The sequence below is a fragment of the Stenotrophomonas sp. STEN083 genome (assembly GCF_056759195.1).
The window spans coordinates 16,276-39,234 of the sequence record NZ_JBRRCU010000040.1 but is presented as its reverse complement, the minus strand read 5'-3'; the positions used below and the strand labels follow the sequence as shown (position 1 = coordinate 39,234).

The 22,959-nt window shown below is 64.5% G+C and carries 20 protein-coding genes and 1 tRNA gene; 5 read left to right on the top strand and 16 right to left on the bottom strand.

All coding sequences use genetic code 11. The features are described from left to right. Window positions 1-198 precede the first annotated feature (198 nt). The 10 genes from ACVOK8_RS12825 to ACVOK8_RS12780 form a co-directional block, all read right to left on the bottom strand. The gene (locus ACVOK8_RS12825; protein ID WP_481567151.1) at window positions 199-1,497 is read right to left on the bottom strand and encodes a DUF58 domain-containing protein; all 1,299 of its coding nucleotides are present in this window, start codon (window positions 1,495-1,497) and stop codon (window positions 199-201) included. Window positions 1,498-1,660: 163 nt separating this feature from the next. After that, window positions 1,661-2,686 (bottom strand): AAA family ATPase, encoded by a 1,026-nt coding sequence (locus ACVOK8_RS12820; RefSeq protein ID WP_481529657.1) that lies wholly within the window; start codon window positions 2,684-2,686, stop codon window positions 1,661-1,663. Then, a complete protein-coding gene (locus ACVOK8_RS12815; RefSeq protein ID WP_481567150.1) occupies window positions 2,683-3,831 on the bottom strand; it encodes a DUF4350 domain-containing protein in 1,149 nt (382 codons plus the stop codon). The genes ACVOK8_RS12820 and ACVOK8_RS12815 overlap by 4 nt, the downstream gene beginning before the upstream one ends. Further along, entirely contained in the window at window positions 3,828-5,420 is a 1,593-nt protein-coding gene (locus ACVOK8_RS12810; RefSeq protein ID WP_481567148.1) for a DUF4129 domain-containing protein, read from the bottom strand. Before ACVOK8_RS12810 ends, ACVOK8_RS12815 begins: the two co-directional genes overlap by 4 nt. Continuing rightward, entirely contained in the window at window positions 5,410-6,402 is a 993-nt protein-coding gene (locus ACVOK8_RS12805; protein WP_481567147.1) for a stage II sporulation protein M, read from the bottom strand. The genes ACVOK8_RS12810 and ACVOK8_RS12805 overlap by 11 nt, the downstream gene beginning before the upstream one ends. Further along, on the bottom strand, window positions 6,399-7,094 hold the full coding sequence (locus ACVOK8_RS12800) for an RDD family protein (protein WP_481567146.1): 696 nt from the start codon (window positions 7,092-7,094) through the stop codon (window positions 6,399-6,401). The genes ACVOK8_RS12805 and ACVOK8_RS12800 overlap by 4 nt, the downstream gene beginning before the upstream one ends. 347 nt (window positions 7,095-7,441) lie before the next feature. After that, window positions 7,442-7,564 (bottom strand): DUF2167 domain-containing protein, encoded by a 123-nt coding sequence (locus ACVOK8_RS12795; RefSeq protein ID WP_481567145.1) that lies wholly within the window; start codon window positions 7,562-7,564, stop codon window positions 7,442-7,444. A 243-nt stretch (window positions 7,565-7,807) separates the two neighbouring features. Then, window positions 7,808-8,347: a gamma carbonic anhydrase family protein gene (locus tag ACVOK8_RS12790; protein ID WP_481567144.1), complete on the bottom strand. Its 540-nt coding sequence runs from the start codon at window positions 8,345-8,347 to the stop codon at window positions 7,808-7,810. A 404-nt stretch (window positions 8,348-8,751) separates the two neighbouring features. Next, entirely contained in the window at window positions 8,752-10,641 is a 1,890-nt protein-coding gene (gene mnmG, locus ACVOK8_RS12785; RefSeq protein WP_481567143.1) for a tRNA uridine-5-carboxymethylaminomethyl(34) synthesis enzyme MnmG, read from the bottom strand. 490 nt (window positions 10,642-11,131) lie between these two features. Next, a complete protein-coding gene (locus ACVOK8_RS12780; protein ID WP_481567142.1) occupies window positions 11,132-11,752 on the bottom strand; it encodes a hypothetical protein in 621 nt (206 codons plus the stop codon). Window positions 11,753-11,896: 144 nt separating this feature from the next. Between ACVOK8_RS12780 and ACVOK8_RS12775 the strand changes: the two genes are divergently transcribed. Continuing rightward, the gene (locus ACVOK8_RS12775) at window positions 11,897-12,859 is read left to right on the top strand and encodes a pyridoxal-phosphate dependent enzyme (protein WP_481567141.1); all 963 of its coding nucleotides are present in this window, start codon (window positions 11,897-11,899) and stop codon (window positions 12,857-12,859) included. Beyond that, window positions 12,856-13,464, top strand: a complete 609-nt coding sequence (locus ACVOK8_RS12770) for a YdcF family protein (protein ID WP_481567140.1) — start codon at window positions 12,856-12,858, stop codon at window positions 13,462-13,464. Before ACVOK8_RS12775 ends, ACVOK8_RS12770 begins: the two co-directional genes overlap by 4 nt. A 139-nt stretch (window positions 13,465-13,603) precedes the next feature. Here ACVOK8_RS12770 and bioC read toward each other — a convergent pair whose 3' ends face one another. The 4 genes from bioC to bioB form a co-directional block, all read right to left on the bottom strand. Beyond that, a complete protein-coding gene (bioC, locus tag ACVOK8_RS12765) occupies window positions 13,604-14,491 on the bottom strand; it encodes a malonyl-ACP O-methyltransferase BioC (RefSeq protein WP_481567139.1) in 888 nt (295 codons plus the stop codon). Between the two features lie 99 nt (window positions 14,492-14,590). Continuing rightward, entirely contained in the window at window positions 14,591-15,358 is a 768-nt protein-coding gene (gene bioH, locus ACVOK8_RS12760; RefSeq protein ID WP_481567138.1) for a pimeloyl-ACP methyl ester esterase BioH, read from the bottom strand. 17 nt (window positions 15,359-15,375) lie between these two features. Further along, window positions 15,376-16,584 (bottom strand): 8-amino-7-oxononanoate synthase, encoded by a 1,209-nt coding sequence (bioF, locus tag ACVOK8_RS12755; protein WP_481567137.1) that lies wholly within the window; start codon window positions 16,582-16,584, stop codon window positions 15,376-15,378. A gap of 91 nt (window positions 16,585-16,675) precedes the next feature. Beyond that, complete coding sequence (bioB, locus tag ACVOK8_RS12750) at window positions 16,676-17,704, bottom strand: biotin synthase BioB (protein ID WP_481513442.1); 1,029 nt, start codon at window positions 17,702-17,704, stop codon at window positions 16,676-16,678. A 73-nt stretch (window positions 17,705-17,777) separates the two neighbouring features. On the opposite strand from bioB, the gene ACVOK8_RS12745 reads away from it, so the two are divergent. Both ACVOK8_RS12745 and ACVOK8_RS12740 read left to right on the top strand, forming a co-directional pair. Then, window positions 17,778-18,479: a ComF family protein gene (locus ACVOK8_RS12745; RefSeq protein WP_481567136.1), complete on the top strand. Its 702-nt coding sequence runs from the start codon at window positions 17,778-17,780 to the stop codon at window positions 18,477-18,479. 144 nt (window positions 18,480-18,623) lie between these two features. Then, window positions 18,624-19,205, top strand: a complete 582-nt coding sequence (locus tag ACVOK8_RS12740; protein WP_481567135.1) for an HdeD family acid-resistance protein — start codon at window positions 18,624-18,626, stop codon at window positions 19,203-19,205. A gap of 163 nt (window positions 19,206-19,368) precedes the next feature. Here ACVOK8_RS12740 and ubiA read toward each other — a convergent pair whose 3' ends face one another. Beyond that, complete coding sequence (ubiA, locus tag ACVOK8_RS12735) at window positions 19,369-20,262, bottom strand: 4-hydroxybenzoate octaprenyltransferase (RefSeq protein WP_481567134.1); 894 nt, start codon at window positions 20,260-20,262, stop codon at window positions 19,369-19,371. 127 nt (window positions 20,263-20,389) lie between these two features. Between ubiA and ACVOK8_RS12730 the strand changes: the two genes are divergently transcribed. Beyond that, window positions 20,390-20,466: transfer RNA gene (locus ACVOK8_RS12730), tRNA-Arg, on the top strand. Window positions 20,467-20,569: 103 nt separating this feature from the next. Here ACVOK8_RS12730 and ACVOK8_RS12725 read toward each other — a convergent pair. Next, the gene (locus ACVOK8_RS12725) at window positions 20,570-22,900 is read right to left on the bottom strand and encodes a TonB-dependent receptor (protein WP_481567133.1); all 2,331 of its coding nucleotides are present in this window, start codon (window positions 22,898-22,900) and stop codon (window positions 20,570-20,572) included. Window positions 22,901-22,959: the final 59 nt, after the last annotated feature.

Genomic DNA, 22,959 nt, shown 5'->3' with positions numbered 1-22,959 from the left:
CGCTCGGCTCGTCTGTCGGCTGCTATCCGCAGATATCATGTTGACGGTCCCTCCACCCTAGCTCCTACATACCTCGTAGGAGCCAGGAGAAACATACAAGCCATGCTCGGCTGAGGCTTTACCGGTGATGCCCCTGCCGAGCATGGCTCGGCACTACAGGGCCGGCTTTTGTAGGAGCGGCGTCAGCCGCGAAGCCGGTTACAGCAGGCCGTCGCGCTTTACTGCGAGGTAGCGTTCCACCAAGGCTGCCGGCAATTCTTCAGCGGTGACGTCCAATACCATCACTCTATGGCTGCGCAGTGCTTCATGTGCATCGCTGCGCTGCTGCAGGTAAGCAGCAATCGCGCCGGCTTGTATCGCCTCGGGCACGGTCTCCACGTCGCGCACCAAGGCCTGATCCAGCTCCCGCTCACGCAGGCTGGCCACGCAGACCAGATGCCGCTTCTGCAGCAGGCGCACGGCTGCCAACAAGTCTTCGATATCTTCATCGCGCACGTTGGTGACCAGCATCACCAGGCTGCGCCGTGACTGCCGCAATGACAGCTCCGTGGCCGCGGCAAGATAGTCGGTGGCAACAGGCTTGGGCTGCAGGTCGTAGCTGGCGCGCAACAAGCTGTCGATTGCGCCCATGCCGCGCTTCGGTGCTATCCAACGGCTGTCACCACCGCTGGCGAACAGGCCGACGCCGTCGCCCTGGCGCAACGCCAGATACGACACCACCAGTGAGGCGTTGAGCACGTGGTCGAAATGCGACAGACCGCCTTCGTCGGCCATCATTCGCCGGCCGGTGTCGATCATCATCACCAGCTGCTGGTTCTTCTCATCCTGGTACTCGCGCGAGATCAGCTTGCGCGCGCGCGAAGTGGCTTTCCAATCGATCTGGCGCAGGCTGTCGCCGACACGGTACTCGCGCATCTGATGGAAATCGGTGCCTTCACCGCGACGCCGCTTCAGGTGCGCACCAACCAGTCGTGATGCCATTTCCGCGCTTAGCAAGGCGAAGCGGGTAAGTGGGGCGAAGTTGGGATAGACGCGTACGGTCTGCGGTGTGCCGACCGTGCGCTGTTGCCGCCACAGGCGCAGTGGTGAATGCAGGCGCAGGTGCACGCCATCAAACACGAAGGTGCCACGGTTGGCCGGAGTGAAGCGGTAGCTGAAACGGGTTTCGCTGGCTTTGCCAAGTTTCAACCGGCGCGGCAGCCCATCGCTGTGCCAGCCATCGGGCAGCAGGTCGAATACGTCGACGCGTTGTTTGCCGTAGGAATCCAACTGCAGCCAGGTTTCGCGTTCGACGCCCAAGGCGAGGGAATCGGGGAGCTCGCGTTGCACCTGCGGGCTGGGTTTGCGCCAGAGCAGCAGGAGATCGATCAGGGCGAGCAGGGCGATCGCAGCAGCGGTGATGGTCCATGCCAGCATTGGCAGGTAGTGCAGGGCCACTGGCACGCCGAGCAGGCTCCACAGCACCAGCAGGGTGATCAGTAGGGGAGCCGGTCTCACTGCGTGGCCCTGGTTGGTTGGTGTGTTGGTGCTGATGAAGAAAGAGCTGCGGGAAAAGCAAAAGCACAAGCACCCCTCCCCAACCCTCCCCTTCGTGCTGCGCACGCAAGGGAGGGGGTTGAAGCAAGGGCTTCGTTGAGGCTGCTTGGGCTTGCCGCGTTGCTCACTTGCGCGGGGCCTCCACCTTGGCGAGCAGGGCGGTCAGAGCATCGTCGGCGGACTGGCCTTCGATCTGCAGTTCCGGGGCCAGCGCGATGCGGTGCCGCAGTGCCGGCTTGGCGATTTCACGGACGTCATCCGGGGTAACGAAGTCGCGGCCGGACAGAACTGCTTGTGCGCGTGCTGCACGCACCAAAGCAATGCTGCCGCGCGGGCCTGCGCCCAGGGCAATACCCGGCCACTTGCGTGTCGCCGCGACAATGCGCACTGCGTAATCAATCACCTGCGGGTCAACGGTGATCGCAGCCACGGCCTTCTGCAGTTCAACCACATCGGCCCCGCTGAGTACGCGTGGCACCTGGGTGAGGTTGAAGTCGCTGGCGGTGCGGCCTGTGGTGATGGCCTGCACCATCTGCTTTTCGTCTTCCAGCTGCGGGTAGTCGATCAGCACCTTCAGCAGGAAACGGTCGAGCTGCGCTTCCGGTAGCGGGTAGGTGCCTTCCTGCTCCACCGGGTTCTGCGTGGCCATGGTCAGGAAGGGTGGAGTCAGTGCGAAGGCCTTGCCTTCGATGGTGACCTGACCTTCCTGCATCACTTCCAGCAGCGCGGACTGGGTCTTGGCCGGGGCGCGGTTGATTTCGTCGGCCAGCAGCAGGTTGGTGAAGACCGGGCCGCGACGGATCTTGAAGCTCTCGGTCTTGGGGTCGTAGACGGCATGGCCACTGACGTCGCTGGGCATCAGGTCCGGGGTGAACTGCACGCGTGCGTAGTCCAGCTCCAGTGCCTGCGCCAGTGCGCGGACCAGCAGCGTCTTGCCCAGCCCCGGTACGCCCTCAATCAGGACGTGGCCGCCGGCCAGCAGGGCGATCAGGATCTGGTCGAGCACATCGCTCTGGCCGATGAAGGCATGGCCTACCGCTTCGCGGATGCGCTCAACGCGTTCAATCAGATCCGTGTTGACCGGCGCGGGAGCAGGCGTCGGCGCGGGTGCATCGCCGGGGAGGGCAGGCGGAGTGAACTCGTCGGTCATAGCTGGTTTCTCATCTGGATGAGCAAGCGGATGCGGTCACGCAGGGCGATGTCGTCCTGCGAAGGGGGAATCTGCAACGCGATCTGTACGCGGCTGATCGGCCACTGCAGGTGATCGGCAATGGCTTGTGCCTGGGCATCGCCGCTCAACGCCGCGGCCACCGGCGCGCGGCGGCGCAGTCGGGCGAGGAAGGCCTGGCGTACGGCGTCATACAGCAGCGGTGACTTGCGGTAGCGGTGCAGGTGCTCGCCGCTGGCGCGCACGTGCTCCAGCAGCGAGCGGCGGTCTTCGCGTGGCGAGGGTAGCAGCGCGCCGAAGCGCTGGCAGCGCATCCACAGCCACGCCAGCAATGCGAGCAACAGCGGCACCCACACCGGCCAGCCGCGTTGGAACAGCGTCTTCCATAGTGACGGCAGTTCCATCGCGTAGATCAGGTGGGTGGTGCCCTTGCCGTAATTGGGTGCCAGCATCAGCCGGGCCAGATCACGGTGCGGGATGTCGCGCAGGCCGGTATCGCCCGTGCCTTTGCCATTGAGCAGGAAGTCCATGTCGCCGAGCACATCGACCCGACCCAGGCCGTAACGCAGGCGGGCATAGGCCAGCGTGTCGTCACCACCAGCATCAGCCCAGCGGCGCTCAGTACGCGCTTTTCCGGTGAGACTGAAGCGGTTGCCGCTGCAGAACTCGTCATGCGATTCCTGGCCCTGTACCTGCCAGACCTGGCAGCGCGCCGATACGTCGCTGGTGACTACGCCCAATCGTTCCAACAGCCCCTGTTCGTCGCCGTCCAGGTCTTCGTCAGCGTCGGGTGCGCGCAGCAGCAAGTGGCCGCCGAACTGCACCCAGTCCAGCAGGCTCTCGACCTGTGCCTGGGTGAGCAGGCGCGGGTCGTCGAGCATCAGCACGGTATCGCCTGGCTGCAGCTGCATGGCGGGCAGGTCGAGCTTGCGCCGGGTTTCGGCCTTGCTGCCGTCGCGGATCAGGGTTTCGCGCAGCGCATACAGTGCATTGTAGGTGGGCTCGCCATAGGCGGGCAGGGTGATCTCTTCGCTGTTTTTCTCGAAGTTGCGAACGAACCAGAACGCGATCAGGCCGGTCAGCAACAGCACTACGATGATCAGCGAGTTGCGCAGGGCGGTGTTCATGCCGGCCACCCGTACTGCTGGTGCAGCTCCTTGGTCAATGCGTCGAACTCGTCATCGCTGGGCAGGCGGCCGGCATAGGCGGCGTACTGCCAGGTGCGCACCATGCGTGCGAACAGGCTGCGGTCGGCTTCCTGCGGCATCTTGCGCGAGGCACGCAGGCACTGCGCTTCGGTGGCGCCCGGTGGCAGCACGACGTTGCCGCGTTCGACCAGCACCTCCACCGAAGCACGGTATAGCAGCGCCAATGCGTGCCGTGGCTTGCCTTCCCGCCACAGCCGCCGCGCGCTACCGAGGATGTCCGGCGGCAGCACTTCCGGCAATTGCAGGGCTTCCTGCAGCGCGGGGGCCTGTACTTCGCTGCGGCGACGGCCATCGCCACGGAACCATGGCAGCCACCAACGCGCCGTCAGCGCGAGCACCACCAGCAACACGCCGAGCAGAATCCACAGGATGCTTTCTCCGATCAGCGCGGCGAACTTGGCGATGGCGGCGAAGATCGGGCCTGCATCGGGATTGTCGCTGTCGTCGGTATCTGGCTTCTTGTCCGATGTCTTCTTCACCCAACGGGTGACGCTGCGCTTGGCGCCGAGTTGCGGGTCTTCATACGCGCGCGCAGCGGCCTGACGGAAGCTGGCGGTGTCGGCTGGTGCGGCGCCAAACAGCTGCTGTGGTGTGGTCGGCGTAGTGGCAGCCGAGTCGGCTCCTGCTTCTGCAACGTCTTTGTGATTGCTGTGGCTGCTGGCGCTGTGGGTATCAGCGTTGTCCTGTGCCCGTGCCTGCAGCGACGGCAACGCGAACACGGCCAGCAGCAACACCAGCATCGGCGCGAGCCCAGTCAACCGCTCGCGCAGGCGACGGAAGGCGATTTCCACATCCCAGGCTTCCAGCTGGGTGCGGCGGTTGAGGTAGAGACCAAAGCCGGCACCGCTATAGAACGGGCTGATCAAGGTCATCGCCAGCCACGCCAGCAGGTTGAAGCCTATCCATGCCCAAGCCGGGGTGTCTTCGCCGATCAGTTCCCAGGTGGCGCGTAGCGATTCGGACAGCAGTTCCACCGGCACGAACATGAAGACCAGCGCGACGCCGGCAAGCTGCAGCATGGCCTCGAAATGCCAGCACACCGAGGTGAGCAGGGTGGCGTGGCCATAGGCTGCACCGCCAAGGGCATGCCGGCGTCCGCGCCGTTGGCTGGCGTCGCCACCCTCCAGCAGATCGACCGGCATCAGCAGCGAACGAGCGGGGCTGAGCCGACGCCAGCCGAGATAGGCGCCGAGACCGCGCCAGCCCCAGTTCCACTGCGCGCGCAGGGTTTGAGCGGTAGTGGGCTCGGCACCAAATGCGCCGCGCGAAATCACATACAGCGGGATGCGCTCGAACGCGGGCTTGATCCACCACAGGATGAAGCCAGACAGCCAGAAGTTGTCCAGCCACCAGCCCAGCAGGTTGAGCAGCGCAAATACCGGTAGGGTCAGCAACACCCAGGGCTTCCAGATCGCCGCAGCATGACGGCGAACCAGGGCGGTACCCAGTTCCATCGCTTCCCATTGCGAACGTGCACGCAGTGCGACATCGAGCTGATCAATCCGCATGAGCACCTCCACGTCCGCCGCGCCACAGCCACACCAGCACTACCGTCCACAGCACGGCAGACACACTGAGCTTGCCCCACATCGGCACCCATGCGATCGAGGACCAGAACGCCTCGATGAAAGCAGCCACCAGCAGCATGAAGGCAACGCCCAGGCACAGCCGTGCACCAATCACGCCGCCTTCGATCAGTGCATCGATGCGGCGTTTGCGGCCCGGTGCCAGCAGGCGCAGGCCCAGCTGCAGGCCGGCACCGCCAGCAATCACAATGGCGGTCAACTCGAACGGCGCGTGGCCGACCACAAAGCGCCAGAACGGATCGCCCGAGCCGATCTGCTGCAGATGCCCGGCCACTGCACCAATGGTGATGCCGTTGAACAGCAACACTAGGATGGTGCCGATGCCGGCCAGCAGGCCACTGGCAAAGGTGCGCAGGCCGATGCTGATGTTGTTCATGATGTAGTGGCCGAACATCGCCCAATCGGTGCCGCTGTCGCGGCCCAGATTGTCGGCGGCGGGGTCGTACATCTTTTCCATCTGCGCGACCTGGCGCGGGTCCAGCAGCATGTGGATCAGCTCAGGCTTGTACTGCAACAGCATGAAAATGCCGACCAGTGGAATCACGAACAGCGCGCAGGCCACCCACATCGCGCCTGCCTGACTGCGCACGGTGGTGGGGAAATCGGCGAACAGGAATTCAACCGAACGCTGCCAGCGCGGTGCCGGTGTGCGGTACAGCAGGTTGTGGCCGCGCTGCATCAGCTGCTGCAGTTGTTCCACCAGCTGCGGGCTGTAACCACGGCGACGCGCCAGGGCCAGTTGCTGGCAGAGACGGCGGTAGCGCTGCGGGAAGGTCTCATCGCCGATCAAATCGGGGTCGACGCTGCGCCGATCTTTGCGCGAGCGCTCGCCACGGCGTTGCAGCCAGTCCTCGAACTGCTGCCATTCGTGTTGGTAGCGGGTGACGAACTGTTCCTGTCTCATCGCCGCCCCAGCAACCAGTTGGCCATTGCATACAGACGCACTACGCCGGCCTGGCCGCGCTCCTGGCTCAGCCCGCTGGCGATGTCGGCCAGCTCACGCTGGCGCCCGGGTGACAGCGCCGGTGCGCGGTCGGCGAAGGCGATCAAGGCAGCCTGTTCGTTGGGCTGCAGGGGGAGCGGTGGTGCCAGCGCGGTATCGATACGTGCCGGCGGCGTAATCGGGCGCGTCGCGGTATGAATCACCAGGGAGCCGGCAACCAGATCGCCCAAGCGGCGGCCATGCGCATCAAACAGGCAGGTGACCAGCCCCAGAGCGTAACCAAACGGCAGTGCGTCGACGGTGCGCAGCAGGTTGCGCACGATCGCCGCCATCCAGCCCAGTGGTGCGCCGTCGCGCGCAACCACACGCAGGCCCAATACCTTCTTGCCCAGGGTGCGGCCGAACCATACCTCCAACACGATCGGGTAGGCCCAGAACATCAGGAACATCAGCCCAAGATAAAGACCGCTACCGAATTCGCCCAGTGCGACCAGCAATGGGCTCATCAGCGCCAGCACGCCAAAGCGTACGCACAGGTCGATCAGCCAGGCCAGGGCACGCGGCACCGGCCCGGCGGCGGGCAGCTGCAGGGGCACGCCTTCAGGCGTGATGACCTCGCGGTAGGTGTCCAGCATCGGCCGCGCTGTGTTCATTGCAGTGGCTCCAGCAGCAAGTGCTGGTGCTGCATGCGGCGGATGGAAGTCCGGAGTCCGGCCCGGACGGATGCCTGTGGCATTCGTGTCTCTGCTACGTCCCTATCAGAACGGTGACTTTAGCTGGCGGCAGCGTGAAAACCCAGCCCATCGCAGGCAGCGGTGAGCTGGGTGAGGCGGGTTTCGGCACGCATTGCGGTTGTCGTCACCACGAACGAGCGGTTTCTTGATTGCGGCACCGAAGAGCAGCACGCCGATCAACAGCAGGTTCCACAAACTGGCCAGTAGCAGCCCGAGATTGGTCAAGAGCTCGGCTTTTGCTGCCGGCCCACCATCGAGCAAGGTTGTCACGCCATGGGCGGCAACTTGTCGGTGCTGGGATTATGGTCGGCGTAGCGGGCGCCCTGATCGAACTCGGCCATCGGCAGCTGCTTGTCCAATCCCTCGCGCACGAGTGCCAGCTCCGACATTCCTGGAACGGCATTCAAGCCCAGCTAGCCATGCCTGCCAAGCACGCGGATGTCGTAGTTGCGGGCGTGATCCGGCAGCCCCCGGCTGATGCCCTGTTCTTCCTCGGCGGAGGCCGCCAAGCAAGCTGTCACAGCAGCGCTGCGACACGATTCGCTTGGATTTCATGTCAAGCCCGCGAAGGCATCACCACGCCACGGCCAGCAGTGCGCATCCACAAGGCGAGTGCCGACGATGCCTGCTGGTCAGCCCTGCATGCCGCGGTACTGGTCCTTGACCCGAACGTAGTGATCGGCCGAATAACGCAGGCCCTCGATGTCCTTCTCGCTGAGCTGGCGCATCAGCCGTGCCGGATTGCCAGCCCACAACTCGCCGCTGCGCACCAGCTTGCCCGGCCCGACCACGGCGCCGGCAGCGATGAAGGCGTTGGCTTCGATCACCGCGCCATCAAGGATGCAGGCGCCCATGCCGATCAGGCAGTAATCGCCGATGGTGCAGGCGTGGATGATGCAGCCATGGCCGACGGTAACGCCTTCACCGATCAGGGTCGGGAAGCCACCCTTGTTGTAGGGACTGTCGTGGCTGACATGGATGATGGTGCCGTCCTGCACATTGGTGCGTGCACCGATGCGGACGTAATTTACATCGCCGCGGATCACCGTGCCCGGCCACACTGACGCATCATCGCCAATCTGCACATCGCCAATGATGGTGCAGGCTTCGTCGATATAGACGCGCTCGCCGAGGGATGGAGTTTTATCGAGGAAGGGGCGCAGTGCGGGCATGGAGGAATTCGATGTCGGTGGGGCGTTGATATGCATGATAGCGCGCGGCTTGGTTGCGGCTTTGCGCGGTTGGCTTCAGGCGCTTGAGGCGTTGTCTGAAAATCAGATGCAGTAGGGATGCATTGATGTGGTCTGGGCGACGTTGGGATGCTCGCGAAAGGCCCCCTCCCCAACCCGTCCGGCCCGAAGGCATAGCCTTCGGTCGTTCATCAGGCCGCGTGCCAGTGGCGCGCAAGCAGGCCTTCTTCACCCCCTGCGCTTCGCGCAAGGGAGGGGGTAGAGGCGGTTTATCTGCTATCTGACAGCGCGCGCGAAACAGCCCCCTCCCTTTGGCGCAGCCAAGGGGAGGGTTGGGGAGGGGTAGAGCTCTTGGGCTCCCACCACCAACAACCCAAGTCAGAACCTCAAGCCACCTTGCCGCGTCGCGCCCGCTCCAGATGCACCAGCAGCAGTGAAATCGCTGCCGGCGTCATCCCCGGAATACGCTGCGCCTGACCAATGGTCTGTGGGCGAACACGCTCCAGCTTCTGCAATGCTTCAGCCGACAAACCACGTACCGAAGCAAAGTCGAAGCCTTCGACAATCGCAGTGTTCTCGTGCCGCTGCTGGCGTTCGATTTCTTCGCGTTGGCGGTCCAGGTAGCCGGCGTACTTGACGCTGATCTCCACCTGCTCGGCCACGCGTGCATCGGCAACGCCGGGGCCGAGTGAGGGCACCTGCATCAGCTTGGCGTAATCCAGTTCCGGGCGTTTGATCAGGTCCAGTACATTGGTTTCGCGGCTGACTGCTACGCCGGTGGCTTCGGCGACTTCGCGGCCCAATGCATTGCCCGGTGTTGCCCAGATGCCACGCAGGCGCGCGCTTTCGTTGGCGACGGCAGCCTGCTTGGTTTCAAACGCCGACCAGCGGCGGTCATCAACCAGACCCAGCTTGCGGCCGGTCGGGGTCAGACGGGTGTCGGCATTGTCTTCGCGCAGCTGCAGCCGGTATTCGGCGCGGCTGGTGAACATGCGATAAGGCTCGGTGGTGCCGTGGGTGATCAGGTCGTCAACCAGCACGCCGATATAGGCCTCGTCGCGACGCGGGCACCATCCGTTCTTGCCCTGCACGAACAAGGCGGCATTGATGCCGGCCAACAGGCCTTGTGCGCCGGCTTCTTCATAGCCGGTGGTGCCGTTGATCTGGCCGGCGAAGAACAGGCCGTTGACCTGACGGGTTTCCAGCGTGTTCTTCAAACCGCGCGGATCGAAGAAGTCGTATTCGATCGCGTAGCCGGGGCGGGTGATGTGCGCCTGCTCGAAGCCACGAATGCTGCGCACCAGTTCCAGCTGCACGTCGAACGGCAGCGAGGTGGAAATACCGTTGGGGTAGATCTCAACCACGTCCAGGCCTTCTGGCTCGACGAAGATCTGGTGGCTGTTCTTCTCGGCGAAGCGCACCACCTTGTCTTCGATCGACGGGCAGTAGCGGGGGCCGATGCCTTCGATCTGGCCGCTGTACAGTGGCGAGCGGTGCAGGGCGCTACGGATGATGTCGTGGGTGCGCTCGCTGGTATGGGTGATCCAGCAGCTGACCTGCTGCGGATGTTCGCTGACATCGCCCAGATAGGACATCACCGGCAGCGGATCGTCGCCGGGCTGTTCGTCCATCACGCTGTAATCCAGCGAGCGGCCGTCGATGCGCGGTGGCGTACCGGTCTTCAGGCGATCAATGACGAACGGACGCTCGCGCAGACGCGCGGCCAGCGTGGTCGCCGGCGGGTCGCCCATGCGGCCCGCGGTGTATTGGGTTTCGCCGATATGGATCTTGCCGGCCAGGAAGGTGCCGGCGGTGAGCACGACTGCAGCAGCGTGGAAGGTCAGTCCGGTCTGGGTGATGGCGCCACGCACGGCGTCGCCTTCAATCACCAGATCATCAACGGCTGCCTGGAATACGGTCAGGTTCGGCTGCGACTCGACGATGCCGCGGATCGCCATCCGGTACAGGTTGCGGTCGGCCTGGCAGCGGGTGGCGCGTACGGCCGGGCCCTTGGAGGCATTGAGCGTCCGCCATTGGATGCCGGCGCGGTCGGCGGCATGCGCCATGGCCCCGCCTAGTGCATCGATCTCCTTGACCAGGTGGCCCTTGCCGATGCCACCGATGGCCGGGTTACAGCTCATCGCGCCAACGGTTTCGACGTTGTGGGTCAGCAGCAGGGTGCGGGCACCGCCGCGCGCTGCGGCCAGGGCAGCTTCAGTGCCAGCGTGGCCGCCGCCAATGACGATGACGTCGTAACGATAGAAGGAGTCGCTCATGGGCGTGAGATCGGTAGAGAAGTGTGAAGTCCGTCGGCGGTGTATTCCCACCATGCGACGGCGTGTGTGGTGATTTTACTGCCAAGCGCAATCAGGTACGCATCAACCCTAAAGTTGGCACGCAACCTGCAGTTAATACATTGCACCCAACGTGGCATGCGACATAGGCGCAACAAGGTCGGAATTGGAACAGGGGCCGACCGAAGCGTACGTTGGGGTAGCAGGGGGCCGGTAGTCGGGGGACTACCGGCCTTGCAATCCAGCAAGGCCCGCCTTGGCGGGAAAGCGTTAAAAGACAAAGCCCCGGCCTAGGCCGGGGCTTTGTCTTTGTAGGCGCCGATGTCCGACAGGGCCGGAACAGGGGGGATCCAGATTTCCTGACGGACATCGACATTGAACTGTCTGGGCGAGACCGGTTTAGGTCACTATGCGACGTAAGCGGTCACCCTTGGGGCCAAGAATGCCTGCATTTGCGCCAATTGCAACCTTTTTATCGCTCCTGCTCCCTGACTCCGCGTGCTTCACGGGTTTGTGACGGCTGTCGGGCCGGCATCGGTCGTGCCTGAATAGACGGACGAGCAGCCGGCTGTGGCCGCTGCATCGCCTGTTGCATGGGCTGGGCGCGCTGCATCGGCTGGTTGTTGGCTCGCGGCGGCGGCCGGCTCAGGTTGTCCAGGTTGCGCCATGGCGACTTGTTGCCGCCGCCGTTGACCGGCGGTGGCGGACGGGTCGGACGACCATCGTTGCCACCATTGCCGTTGCCCGGCGGACGTGGACGGTTGCCACCATGGTTGTGATCGCCGTCACCGCCCGGATGCGGCCGATTGCCATGACCCGGTGGACGCTGGCCGTGGCCGTGATACGGCGGGCGCGGGCGGTTGTAGTTGGGCCGGTAGACCGGGTAGCCATAGTTGCCGTAGCCGTAATAGCCGCTGCCATAGCCATAACCGCCGTAGCCGTAGCCACTGTTCGGGTAGCCATAGGGATAGCTGTACTGCACCGAGGGGGAGCCGTGGTAATAGCCGCCCGAACCGCTGCCTACGTAGTCATACGTGGCACAGCCAGACAGGCCCAACAGAAGGCCGGTGGAAACAATCAGGCGCTTGATCATGAGAAATCCCCCCCTCGTGGGTATGGCATGCAGCTTCGGGCCACGGCGTTGAATCGGCCCTTAATTCGCGTCTACATGGCTGAACATACAACGTGTGCGCAGATGAGATGGTCGCAGGGCCGGGGCCTGGGCTAACCTTTCACCATGAATGAACTCCCTTTGCCCGGATTTGCCGAGGTTCTGGCAGCAGCGGCGCGGATTGCCGCCCATGCGACGGTTACCCCGGTGCTGCGCTCACGCGCGCTGGATGCACTGGTCGGCGCCAGCCTGCACTTCAAGGCGGAACACCTGCAGCGCAGCGGTGCGTTCAAGTTCCGTGGCGCGTGTAACGCGGTGTGGTCGCTGGATGTGGAGCACGCCAGCCACGGCGTGGTGACGCATTCTTCGGGCAACCATGGCGCCGCACTGGCCTTGGCTGCGCGCTCACGCGGCATTCCCTGTCACGTGGTAGTGCCCGAGGGTGCGGTGGCGGCCAAGCTGGCCAATATTGAGCGCAACCAGGCCACCCTCTGGCGCTGTGCATCCACCCAGGCCGCGCGCGAAGCTGAATGCCTGCGCGTGCAGAGCGAAACCGGAGCGACGCTGGTTCATCCCTATACCGATCCGCGGGTCATCGCCGGGCAGGGCACCGTTGCGCTGGAACTGATCCGTCAGGCCGGCACGCAGCTGGATGTACTGGTGGTGCCGGTCGGCGGCGGCGGCCTTGCGGCCGGCACTTTGCTGGCGATGCAGCAGCTGCTGCCGAACTGCGAGCTGGTGTTGGCCGAACCGGCTGGTGCTGCTGATACCGCGTGTTCGCTGGAGGCGGGTGAGCGCTTGATTGATTTTGTGCCCGACACGCTGTGTGACGGCTTGCGTGGTGCGCTGGGTGCGCCCAATTTCGCCTTGCTGCACCGCGCGGCGCAGGTAATCCGCGTGGACGATGCCGATACCGTGGCCGCGATGCGGCTGATCTGGCAGGTAATGAAACAGACCGTCGAGCCGTCCTCGGCGATCACCTTGGCGGCGGTGCTGGCCCAGCCGCAGCGCTTTGCTGGGCGCACAGTGGGCTTGGTGTTGTCCGGTGGCAACGTGGACCTGGATGCCTTGCCCTGGGTGCAGGCATGAAGGCAGCTGTTCGGCGTACAGGGTTGATGGGCTGGGTTTGGCGCTTATGTGTATTGCTGCTGTTGTGGCTGCTGGGCGTGGCGGCATGGATCATCTGGGTGGGTGACCGTGATCAGGCCGCCACTGCCGACGCCATCATCGTGCTCGGCGCTGCGGCCTATGACGCCAAGCCTTCGCCGGTGTTTGAAGAGCGCATCCGCCACGGCCTGGATCTGTACCGGCAGGGCTATGCACCGAAGTTGATTTTCACCGGTGGCTTTGGTGGCACGGGTGCGCGCTTTTCCGAATCACAGGTTGCGCGGCGCTATGCGCTGAAGCAGAAGATTCCGCGCAACGACATCCTGATCGAAACCCGCTCGCGCACCACCCGGCAAAATCTGGTCGAAGCCAAGCAGGTCATGGCCAAGCACGATATGCACAAGGTGATCGTGGTCAGCGACCCGCTGCACATGGCGCGCGCGCTGCGTCTGTCGAAGGAGTTGGGCATTGATGCACTGGCATCGTCGACGCCAAGCACGCGCTTCCGCAGCTTCCACACCAGCTGGCGTTTTCTGCTGCAGGAAGTGTATTTCTTCCACCGCGACCTGTTTGTAAAAGGGGCTTGAGCGGTTGGGCATCCGCTCCCCGTTCTTGTGGGAGCGGCGTGAGCCGCGAAGCTGACGCGCTGTCCGATGGATTGTCTGCAAGGCCCCTGCTGAGCATGGCTCGGCACTACGGAGCAGCACCTGCCCCTGTCCCTGATCCCTATTCCTGCGTCTTCCGCCGAATGGGAATCGACGACAGCGGCACGCTCGCCACATCCTGCCCTTGCTCACGAATCGGTGCGCCCGGTGCCGGTGCCCAGGCATGCGCATACACCACTTCCCAGCTGCTCGGCAGCTTGCCGTCCGCGCGCCGCATTGGCTCGTAAGCATCGCGTGCTGCCGCAAAACGGCTGCGGCCGGTCAAGGTGTGGCGACGGTTGTGCATGGCGTTGGTGGCGCCAATCGCCTTGAGCTCGCGCATCAGCGTCGGCAGGTCGTCGTAGGTCAGGGTGAACATGTCGCGGTCCAGTACCGGATCGCGGAAGCCGGCCATCATCAAGGCATCACCGAACTGGGCGATCTGCACGAAATGGCTGACATGCGAGGTGTCATCGGCCTGCGCAAAGGCCTGGCGCAGTTCCACCAGCGTGTCGTGGGCAAAGGTGGAACAGACCAGCAGGCCGTTGGGCTTGAGCACGCGTCGGAAGCCGGCAAATACCGCCGGCAGGTCTTCCACCCATTGCAGGCACAGGTTGCTGTAGATCACGTCGACGCTGTTGTCGGCCAGCGGCAGGGCGCGGGCGTCGGCGCAGACGCGCGAGAACGGGCGCCACCAGCCGGCCTGCTTCTTGGCTTCGGCCAACATTGGCAGGGCCAAGTCCAGGGCGATCACCTGCGCTTTCGGCCAGCGCTTCTTCATCGCAGCGGTGGCGTGGGCCGGGCCGCTGCCTACGTCCAACACCACCTGCGGTTGCCGGTCTTCCAGGTAGTCCAGCGACTCCAGCAGGCGCTTGGCCACTTCCTGCTGCAGCACGGCGGCGGCGTGGTAGCTGCTGGCGGCGCGCGAGAAGGCGCGGCGGACGTGTTTGGGGTCGAACAGAGAAGACATGGCGGTGATTCGGATTCGTAATTCGGGAAGGGAAGCGCTGCTGTGCTCAGGCGGCCGACGACATCATCGGCCAGCCAGCGCGAATGGCCGCGTAACCGCTCAAGCGCAGCCAGCAACAAACTGTTGCAGCAGCCCGGCGACGTGATCGGCATGGCCGAGGAATGGCGCGTGGCCGCCACCTTCGATGGTGTGGGCGCTGTGCAGGCCTGCCGGCGCCAAGGCGGCGGCCTGGTGCATGGCCTTGGACGGTACCAGCCGATCGCGCTGCCCGCCTATCCACAGGCCGGGTTTGTGCAGGCCGGGCAGGCCGCCGCGCAGGTCGCTGCGCTCCAGCAGGGCCAAACCTTCGTGCAGGGCGCGTGGGGCCGGTTCGCCGCGTTCGACCAGCGCATCGCGCAGGGTGCGCAGTTCGCTGCGGGCGTGTTGCGAGCCCATCACGTCGAGCGCGAGGAAGCGTTCGAGGGTGCCGCGATAGTCCTGTTCCAGATCGCGGCCGAACTGTTCGAATACCACCGGCTCCACCGCATCTGGCCAATCGGCGTCGCGGACGAAGCGCGGCGTGGCCGCCAGCATCGCCAGCCCGCGTACCTGCGGCAGCGTGGCGGCACCATGCAAGGCAACCAGCCCGCCCAGCGACCAGCCGCACCACACCGCCGCCGGGGTGGCGCTGGCGATGGCGTTGACCAGGTAGGGCAGGCGCAAGGGCGTGGCGTCGTCGCGGCTGTGGCCATGCCCGGGCAGGTCGACCACATGCAGTTCGAAGTGCGGCGCCAGCCGCTCGACCAGTGGCGCGAAAATGCCGCCATGCAGTGCCCAGCCGTGGATCAGGACCAATGCCGGTCCGCTGCCGGTGACTTCGATATGCATGGCGTTACAACCGGTTCTCAGGCAACAGTGTTCAGGGACTTCTGGTACAGCACGACGTCGCGGGCCTTGGCGATGGCGTCCACCAGTGCTTTGACCTGCTCCACCGTGTGCAGCGCCGACATGGTCACGCGCAGGCGCGCCTTGCCTTCGGGCACGGTCGGCGGGCGGATCGCACTGACCAGGAAGCCGGACTGCTCCAGCGTCGCCGACAAGGCCATCACCGTGGCTTCGTCACCGCACAGCAGCGGTTGGATCGGGGTTTCCGAGGCCATCAGCTCCAAGCCGTGGCGGCGCGCGCCGTCACGGAAGCTGGCGATCAGTTCGGTGAGTTTGTCGCGGCGCCAATGGTCGCGGCGGGCCAGCTTCACCGCCGCCAGCGAGGCGGCAGCCTGTGCCGCCGGCAGTGCGGTGGTGTAGATGTAAGGACGTGCGGTTTCGGCCAGATGCTGGATCAACGCGTCCTCGCCGAGCACCACCGCGCCGTGGCTGCCAAGTGCTTTGCCCAGGGTGGCCAGCTGCAGCGGAACTTCCTTCACGCCAAGGCCGGCATCGGCCACGCAGCCGCGGCCGTGTTCGCCGATCACGCCGATGCCGTGGGCATCGTCCACATAGAACAGCGCCTCCTGCATGCGTGCCACCAGCGACAGCGAGCGCAGCGGGGCGATGTCGCCATCCATGCTGAAGACGCCGTCGGTGACCAGCATGGCGGCGCCATCGGCGGTGTTCTTGAGCTGGCGCATGGCACCTTCGCTGTCCAGGTGTGGATAGCGGCGCAGGCGGCAGCCGGCCAGGCGGCTGGCATCGAGCAGGCTGGCGTGGTTGAGCCGGTCCTGCACGCAGATATCGGTTTCTTCGCTGAGCAGCGCCTGCTGCACGGCGAGGTTGGCCATGAAGCCGCTGTCGAACAGCAGGGCGCGCGGATAGCCGAGCCAGTCGGCCATCTCACGTTCCAACTGCTCGTGCACGCTGTGGTGGCCACAGACCAGGTGCGAGGCGGTGCTGCCGGCGCCTTCGCGGCCGGCGGCGTCCTGCAGCGCGGCGATCACCTCGAACTGTTGCGACAGGCCGAGATAGTCGTTGCTGCAGAAGCCGGTCAACCAGCGGCCGTCCAGCTCCAGTCGCACGCCATCGCGGCGGCTGATGCTGCGCCGGGTGCGGATGCGGCCCTGGGCAAGCCGCAGCTTGCGCTGGGCGTTGATGCGGTCGTGGATGTCAGGACGGGCCATGGCAAGGTTCATGGTCAAGCGGGCGGCTAGCGTACCCGGTTGCCTGTAAGAATGCCCAAGCGGCGCCCCGGGGGGCGGGGCGCCAGCCAGGTCAGGCGCTGCGGGCGCAGAGCGGGGCGATATCCAGGTGCACGGTACCGGGGTGGTCGTGGTCGTCGGCGTCCACATGTACCTGCATCGGGCTGATGCCGAGGCGGGCGAACAGGGCCTGGTCGCGCTCGGTGTCCGGGTTGCCGGTGGTCAGCAGCTTTTCGCCGTAGAAGATGGAGTTGGCGCCAGCCAGGAAGCACAGCGCCTGCAGCTCATCGCTCATGCTCTCGCGGCCGGCCGACAGCCGCACCATCGAACGCGGCATCACGATGCGGGCCACGGCGATCATGCGCACGAACTCGAACGGGTCCAGCTCGGCGCTGCCGTGCAACGGGGTACCGGCGACCTGCACCAGGCGGTTGATCGGCACCGAGTCAGGGTGCGCCGGCAGGTTGGCCAGCGCCTGCAGCAGGCCGGCGCGGTGCTCGCGGGTCTCGCCCATGCCGACGATGCCGCCGCAGCAGGTCTTCATGCCGGCGTTGCGCACGTGCTCCAGCGTGTCCAGGCGGTCCTGGTACTGGCGGGTATGGATGATGGAGTCGTAGTAATCCGGCGCGGTGTCCAGATTGTGGTTGTAGTAGTCCAGCCCGGCGTCTTTCAGCGCCTGCGCCTGGTGGCCTTCGAGCATGCCCAGGGTGGCGCAGGTCTCCAGACCCAGCGACTTCACCTCGCGGATCATCGCCGCGACCTTGGGGATGTCACGGTCCTTGGGCGAGCGCCAGGCCGCACCCATGCAGAAGCGCGAGGCGCCGGCCTGCTTGGCGGCGCGGGCACGGGCCACCACGCTGTCGGTGTCCATCAGCTTCTGCGCATCGACGCCGGTGTCGTAGCGCTGTGCCTGCGGGCAGTAGGCGCAGTCTTCCGGGCAACCGCCGGTCTTGACCGAGAGCAGGGTGGAAACCTGTACCTGCGCCGGGTCGAAGTGCTGGCGATGCACGCTGGCGGCGCGGTGCAGCAGCTCGGGGAAGGGCAGTTCGAGCAGGGACAGCAGCTCTTCGCGCTTCCAGTCGTGGCGGATGACGGTGGACATCGGTATTACCTGACAGATGGGGCGATGGAAGCGGCGCAGTCTGGTCAGCATACACATCGCTGTCAACCATCAAATGAAGAGTCTGGTTTACAGGATCGGAGGCCGGCTGTCGGCGCTGCTGTTCCCTCCGCGCTGCCTGGTCTGCGGCGAGGACGGCGTGTCGGGGCGGGATCTGTGCCAGGCCTGTGGCGCCGGGCTGCCTTGGCAGCACGCCGCGTGTCGGCGTTGCGCGCTGCCCTTGCTTGGTGCCGACGCGGGTGGATTGTGCGGTGCCTGCCAGCGTTCGAGCTCGCCCCTGCAGTCGGTACTGGCTGCCTTTACCTATAGCGCGCCGGTTGACGGCTTGTTGCTACGGTTCAAATTCCACCATGACCTCAGCGCCGGGCGACTGTTGTCGAGCTTGTTGCTGGATGCGGTGCGCGACGCCGAGCGCCCGCAGGCGATCGTGCCGGTACCGCTGCACCTGTCACGGCTGCGCCAACGCGGTTATGACCAGGCCTGGGAACTGGCCAAACCGGTGGCGCGTGCGCTGCAGTTGCCGTTATGTCGGGGTCTGCATCGGCGGCGTTCAACCCAGCCGCAGTCGGAGCTGGACGCATCCCAACGCAAGCGCAATCTGCGTGGCGCTTTCATTGCCGTGGGGGCGCTGCCGTCGCATGTAGTGCTGCTTGATGACGTGATGACCACCGGTGCTACCTTGCATGCGGCGGCGCTTACCCTCCACCGCGCGGGTGTGCAGCGGGTGGATGCCTGGGTCTGTGCGCGGGTGCCGTGATAGCCGCCTGTGTGATCACAACACCGGAGCTGCGCCGCAACTGGCTTGAAATATCGAGTGTCATCTCTACATGCCATGACTACGGCTATGGGCCTAGACTGGGATTGAAAGGCCTTTACACCTGTTCAACATGAGGAGACAAACATGGGTGCTTCCCCGGGTTTTCCTGCTGGATCGCTGTTTGGCACATTGACGCGCAACTGGTGGGTGCTGCTGCTGTTCGGCCTTTTTGCAGTGATATTTGGCGTGCTGGCGGTGATGGCACCGGTGCGCACCGCGGCTGTACTGGCGTGGTGGCTTGGCATCATGGCCATTGTTGAAGGCGTGGTGGTTCTGGTCTCGGCCTTCAATGGCTCGGCGCCGGTATCGCGTGGTTGGGCGCTGTTCTATGCGCTGGCTTCGATCGCCTTTGGCGTGTTGGCGGTGATCAACCCGCTGGCAACGGCGAGTGTGCTGCTGCTGTTCCTGGCCGCCTGGCTGGTGGTTGGTGGCATCTACCGCATCGTGTTCGCCATCCGCGTGCGCAAGCAGATCACGGGGGAATGGATGCTGATTGTCAGTGGCCTGCTGGCGGTGGCCTTGGGTGTGATGTTCGCACTCAACCCGATCGCCGGCCTGGCGGTGACCTCGCTGTGGATCGGCGTGCTGGCCTTGATCTACGGCGCGCTGCAGATAGTTGCCGCGTTCCGCCTGCGCTCGCTGGGCAAGTCCATCGGCGCGATGTGACGTCGCATTTTGTAGGAGCGGCGTAAGCCGCGAAGCAGATAGTCCATCAGATCCAGAGAGGGCTGTGCCATCCGACATTGTGGGCTTCGCAGCTTACGCCGCTCCTACAACGGGACAACGGCACCGCAATAGAGAAACGGCCCGCAGTGCGGGCCGTTTCTTATCAATCCAGATACTGGCTGGCAACAATGCCGGCAAACAGCACCGCGCCGACCCAGTTGTTGTGCAGGAAGGCCTTGAAGCAAGGCTCTCGCTCGCGGTCGCGGCACAGCCAGAACTCATAAACCACCAAAGCCATCGCCATACCGAAGCCGGCCCAATACGCCCAGCCCAAGCCCGCGCGCTGTCCGGCCAGCGCCATCGCAGCGAAGAACAGGGCGTACAGGATGCCCTGGATCACCAGGTCCAGATCGCCGAACAGGATGGCGGTGGAATGCGAGCCCATCTTCAGGTCATCGTCGCGGTCGACCATGGCGTACCAGGTGTCGTAGGCGGTGGACCAGAGGATGTTGGCGGCGTACAGCACCCAGCCCAGCGGCGGAACCTCGCCCTGGATGGCGGCGAAGGCCATCGGGATGCCCCAGCCGAAGGCCATGCCCAGATACACCTGCGGCAGATGTGTGTAGCGCTTCAGGTAGGGGTAGCTGGCGGCCAGGAACACGCCGATGAAGCTCAACCCGATGGTCAAGGCGTTCAGGGTCAGGACCAGTGAGAACGCGACCAGCATCAAACCGGCGAACAGCAGCAGCGCCGCGCGGCCGGAGATCGCGCCGGTGGCCAGTGGACGGTCCTTGGTGCGCTTGACGTGCGGGTCCAGCCAGCGGTCGGCGTAGTCATTGATCACGCAGCCGGCCGAGCGGGTCAGCCAGACGCCGGCGCTGAACACGAACAGTATCCACAGCGGAGGCAGGCCATCGGCGGCCAGCCACAGCGCCCACCAGGTAGGCCACAGCAGCAGCAAGGTGCCGATCGGGCGGTCGGCGCGCATCAATTTCCAGTAGTGCCCGAACCGCGAAGTGCCAGCTGCGGTGGACGGTGTAGTTGGGAGACGGCTCATGTGCAAAGGTTACCAGCTGGGCAGGTTTTTCCCGCCCAACTGCAGCGATCCAAAAGTGGGGGCAGACCTGCGGCCGCTTTTGCCGTTAGAATGCGCGTCCGCCCGGCTCAGCCGGCCGGAGCACAATGCGCCCGTAGCTCAGCCGGATAGAGTAGTGGCTTCCGAAGCCATTGGTCGGGGGTTCGAATCCCTCCGGGCGCGCCAGATTGAAGTCCGGGCTGGTACCGAGACGTCAGAAACCCCAGAGAGATCTGGGGTTTCTGCTTTTCCGCCTTTCAATGCCGAGCGTTGCGGCAGCAGCGGGCCCTCAGAGGTTGATGCGCAACCCAAGCTGGAATGCGCGGCCCGGCAGGGGCGCGATGTATTTCAACGGTGAGTTGTGCGGACGTGCCTCTGCGTCGAGCAGGTTCGAGCCGTTGAGGAACACCTCGATCGCGCTTACGTAGCCACCACGCGGCTGGAAGCGGCGGCTGACCTGCATGTCCAGCATGTTGAAGCCATCCAGGGGGACTTCCTCGCTGACATTCTTCCCCAGGTACTTCTGCTTGTCGTAGTAGGTGCTGGAGATGCCGGCCTTCCAGTCGCCTTTCTGCCAGCCGATATTGGCGCCATAGCGGTTGGTCGGCATGTTGGGCAGGTACTCGCCGTCGTTGTGCGCCCGCAGTGAATCCGGATGGTCTGCACGGTTCTTCACCAGATCGGAGAACGCAGACAGGTTCAAGCTACCCCAGCGGCCGAGTTCCAATGCCTGCGATACCTCGATCTCGAAGCCCTTCACCGTCGTGTCGGTCTGCTTCCAGTACTTCAGCGGCAGGCGATTGGCGGTCTGCAGGCCGGAATACCCCTGGTAGAGATAGTTCTCGTACTTCATGACATAGCCGGTCGCTGAGATGTCGAAGCCGCGGTTGTTGAACAGCAGGGCGAGTTCGGCATTCTTCGCGCGCTCGGGTTCCAGGTTCTGGTTGCCTTCTTCCTGGGTCATGACCGAGTAGTGGGCATTGCTGGCGTACAGCTCATTGACGTCCGGTGCCCGTTGCGACGACGCGTAGCGGGCTTTGGCGCTGAGGTGGCTTCCTAGCGCTACAAGCGCGCCAAAGGTGTAGCTGTTGAGCGTGAATGACCTGTCTTCCAGTTTCGTGTTGGGCGAGTTGCGCGAGGTCTTGAAGGCACTGCTGCGGATGTCATGATCCACGCGCTCGTGGCGGAACCCGGCATCGAAGGAGGCCGCCGCGAAGTCGAGGCTCTGTTTCAGGAACACCGCATTGGTCACGCTCTGCACATCGGGCAGGTAGCGCAGTGTGCCGCTGCCGCTGATATCGCGCGTGCGCTGGCTGAGCCCGAGCAGGCCGCTGAGCGGACCGGCACGGCGCTGTGCAAGCAGCGCTTCGGCCTGGTAGGTATCGAACTGGTACTCGTTGGCCTTGCTTGTCCCCAGCTGTTCGGCCGAGGTGTTGCTGATCTGCGACATGCGCAGGTCAGCGCTTTCAAACAGCGGGAATGGGTCCTGCACGTTGGCCTGCAGCGCGTACTTGGTCTGCTTGAGCACCACGCCGACCGGGCGGCTCTGGCTGTGGTCGGCACCGAAGGACAGGTTGTCCATCGAGAAGCCCGGCACCCCGTACTCGCTGTCCTTGGCGTCGATGCTGATGCCGACATAGCCGCGGTTGAAGAAGTAGGTCGAACCGGCGGCAATGTTTGTGTTGCGGAAGTAGCTGTTGCCCAGGGTGCCGCGGTAGTTGGGGGTGACGTCGCGGTTGATCTTGTTCTGCACATACGAAGGTGTGCCGGCCACATAGTCCGGGTTTGCCGGATTCACGTAGGTCTTGCCCTGCCAGACCGACGACGGCTGGTTGGTATAAAAGGAGAAGCTGCCGTCCGCCCAGTCCGGGTTTTCGGTCATGAACTGGTCGATGTAGGGCTGCGATGCCTTGTTGTAGACCTGCTGGATGCGGGCCTCCTTCTGGCAGCTGTCGGCCAGGCCGCTATTGACCCCGCCGCCGGCTGGGAACAGCTGGCTGTCGCAGACACTGGCCTTGCTGTTGCCGGGGATGTCGTAGTGCGAGATGCGCTGGTGCGACATCTGCAGGTTGGTCGAGAAGTTGCGCTGGTTGTTGAAGTTCATCCGGAAGCCCTGCGCATCGGCGGCGTTGAAGCCCTGCCGGAGCACCAGCTCCATCTCCTGGTCCTTGTCCTCCATCTTGGTGGAGATGAGGCCGGAGTCGACATCGACGCTGCCGCCGATCGCGTTGCCGCCGTGACGGACGCTGTCCGATGACTTGTTGACGCTGACGCTGCGTACGAACAGTGGATCGAAGGGAATGGCGATATCACCGCTGAGCGCGTTCATGCCGAGGATGGACTGGCCATCCTCCAGCACCTGCACGCGGTTGCCGCCCAGGCTGCGGATGACCGGCGCGCCGGCGTTCGGGCCGAAGGCGCTGTTCTGCACGCCGGGCACGTGTTCCAGCATCCCGCCCAAGGTCCGGTTCTGCGTATTGGAGTTCTCGACGACAACGATGCTGTCGATCCTCGAAGCCTTGTCTGCCCGGACCTTGACGGTGGGCAGGGTGGTGTCGTCCGCAGCGTAGGCGCTCTGGACAGCGAGCAGCACGGCGGCTGCAAGTACGTGTTGACGCATGGATCATCCCCGTTGAAATTGGAATGTTATAATATATCGTTCAAGAAAAAGCGAGAGAC

Bases quoted from the DNA above. Each gene is read 5' to 3' on its own strand.
- ACVOK8_RS12810 (WP_481567148.1), bottom strand. From the start codon at position 5,420: ATGCGGATTGATCAGCTCGATGTCGCACTGCGTGCACGTTCGCAATGG.
- ACVOK8_RS12800 (WP_481567146.1), bottom strand. From the start codon at position 7,094: ATGAACACAGCGCGGCCGATGCTGGACACCTACCGCGAGGTCATCACG.
- ACVOK8_RS12725 (WP_481567133.1), bottom strand. From the start codon at position 22,900: ATGCGTCAACACGTACTTGCAGCCGCCGTGCTGCTCGCTGTCCAGAGC.
- bioF (WP_481567137.1), bottom strand. From the start codon at position 16,584: ATGGCCCGTCCTGACATCCACGACCGCATCAACGCCCAGCGCAAGCTG.
- ACVOK8_RS12775 (WP_481567141.1), top strand. From the start codon at position 11,897: ATGAATGAACTCCCTTTGCCCGGATTTGCCGAGGTTCTGGCAGCAGCG.
- ACVOK8_RS12790 (WP_481567144.1), bottom strand. From the start codon at position 8,347: ATGCCCGCACTGCGCCCCTTCCTCGATAAAACTCCATCCCTCGGCGAG.
- ACVOK8_RS12770 (WP_481567140.1), top strand. From the start codon at position 12,856: ATGAAGGCAGCTGTTCGGCGTACAGGGTTGATGGGCTGGGTTTGGCGC.
- ACVOK8_RS12805 (WP_481567147.1), bottom strand. From the start codon at position 6,402: ATGAGACAGGAACAGTTCGTCACCCGCTACCAACACGAATGGCAGCAG.
- bioH (WP_481567138.1), bottom strand. From the start codon at position 15,358: ATGCATATCGAAGTCACCGGCAGCGGACCGGCATTGGTCCTGATCCAC.
- ACVOK8_RS12795 (WP_481567145.1), bottom strand. From the start codon at position 7,564: ATGTCGGAGCTGGCACTCGTGCGCGAGGGATTGGACAAGCAGCTGCCG.
- ubiA (WP_481567134.1), bottom strand. From the start codon at position 20,262: ATGAGCCGTCTCCCAACTACACCGTCCACCGCAGCTGGCACTTCGCGG.
- ACVOK8_RS12815 (WP_481567150.1), bottom strand. From the start codon at position 3,831: ATGAACACCGCCCTGCGCAACTCGCTGATCATCGTAGTGCTGTTGCTG.
- bioB (WP_481513442.1), bottom strand. From the start codon at position 17,704: ATGTCCACCGTCATCCGCCACGACTGGAAGCGCGAAGAGCTGCTGTCC.
- ACVOK8_RS12745 (WP_481567136.1), top strand. From the start codon at position 17,778: ATGAAGAGTCTGGTTTACAGGATCGGAGGCCGGCTGTCGGCGCTGCTG.
- ACVOK8_RS12740 (WP_481567135.1), top strand. From the start codon at position 18,624: ATGGGTGCTTCCCCGGGTTTTCCTGCTGGATCGCTGTTTGGCACATTG.
- bioC (WP_481567139.1), bottom strand. From the start codon at position 14,491: ATGTCTTCTCTGTTCGACCCCAAACACGTCCGCCGCGCCTTCTCGCGC.
- mnmG (WP_481567143.1), bottom strand. From the start codon at position 10,641: ATGAGCGACTCCTTCTATCGTTACGACGTCATCGTCATTGGCGGCGGC.
- ACVOK8_RS12820 (WP_481529657.1), bottom strand. From the start codon at position 2,686: ATGACCGACGAGTTCACTCCGCCTGCCCTCCCCGGCGATGCACCCGCG.
- ACVOK8_RS12780 (WP_481567142.1), bottom strand. From the start codon at position 11,752: ATGATCAAGCGCCTGATTGTTTCCACCGGCCTTCTGTTGGGCCTGTCT.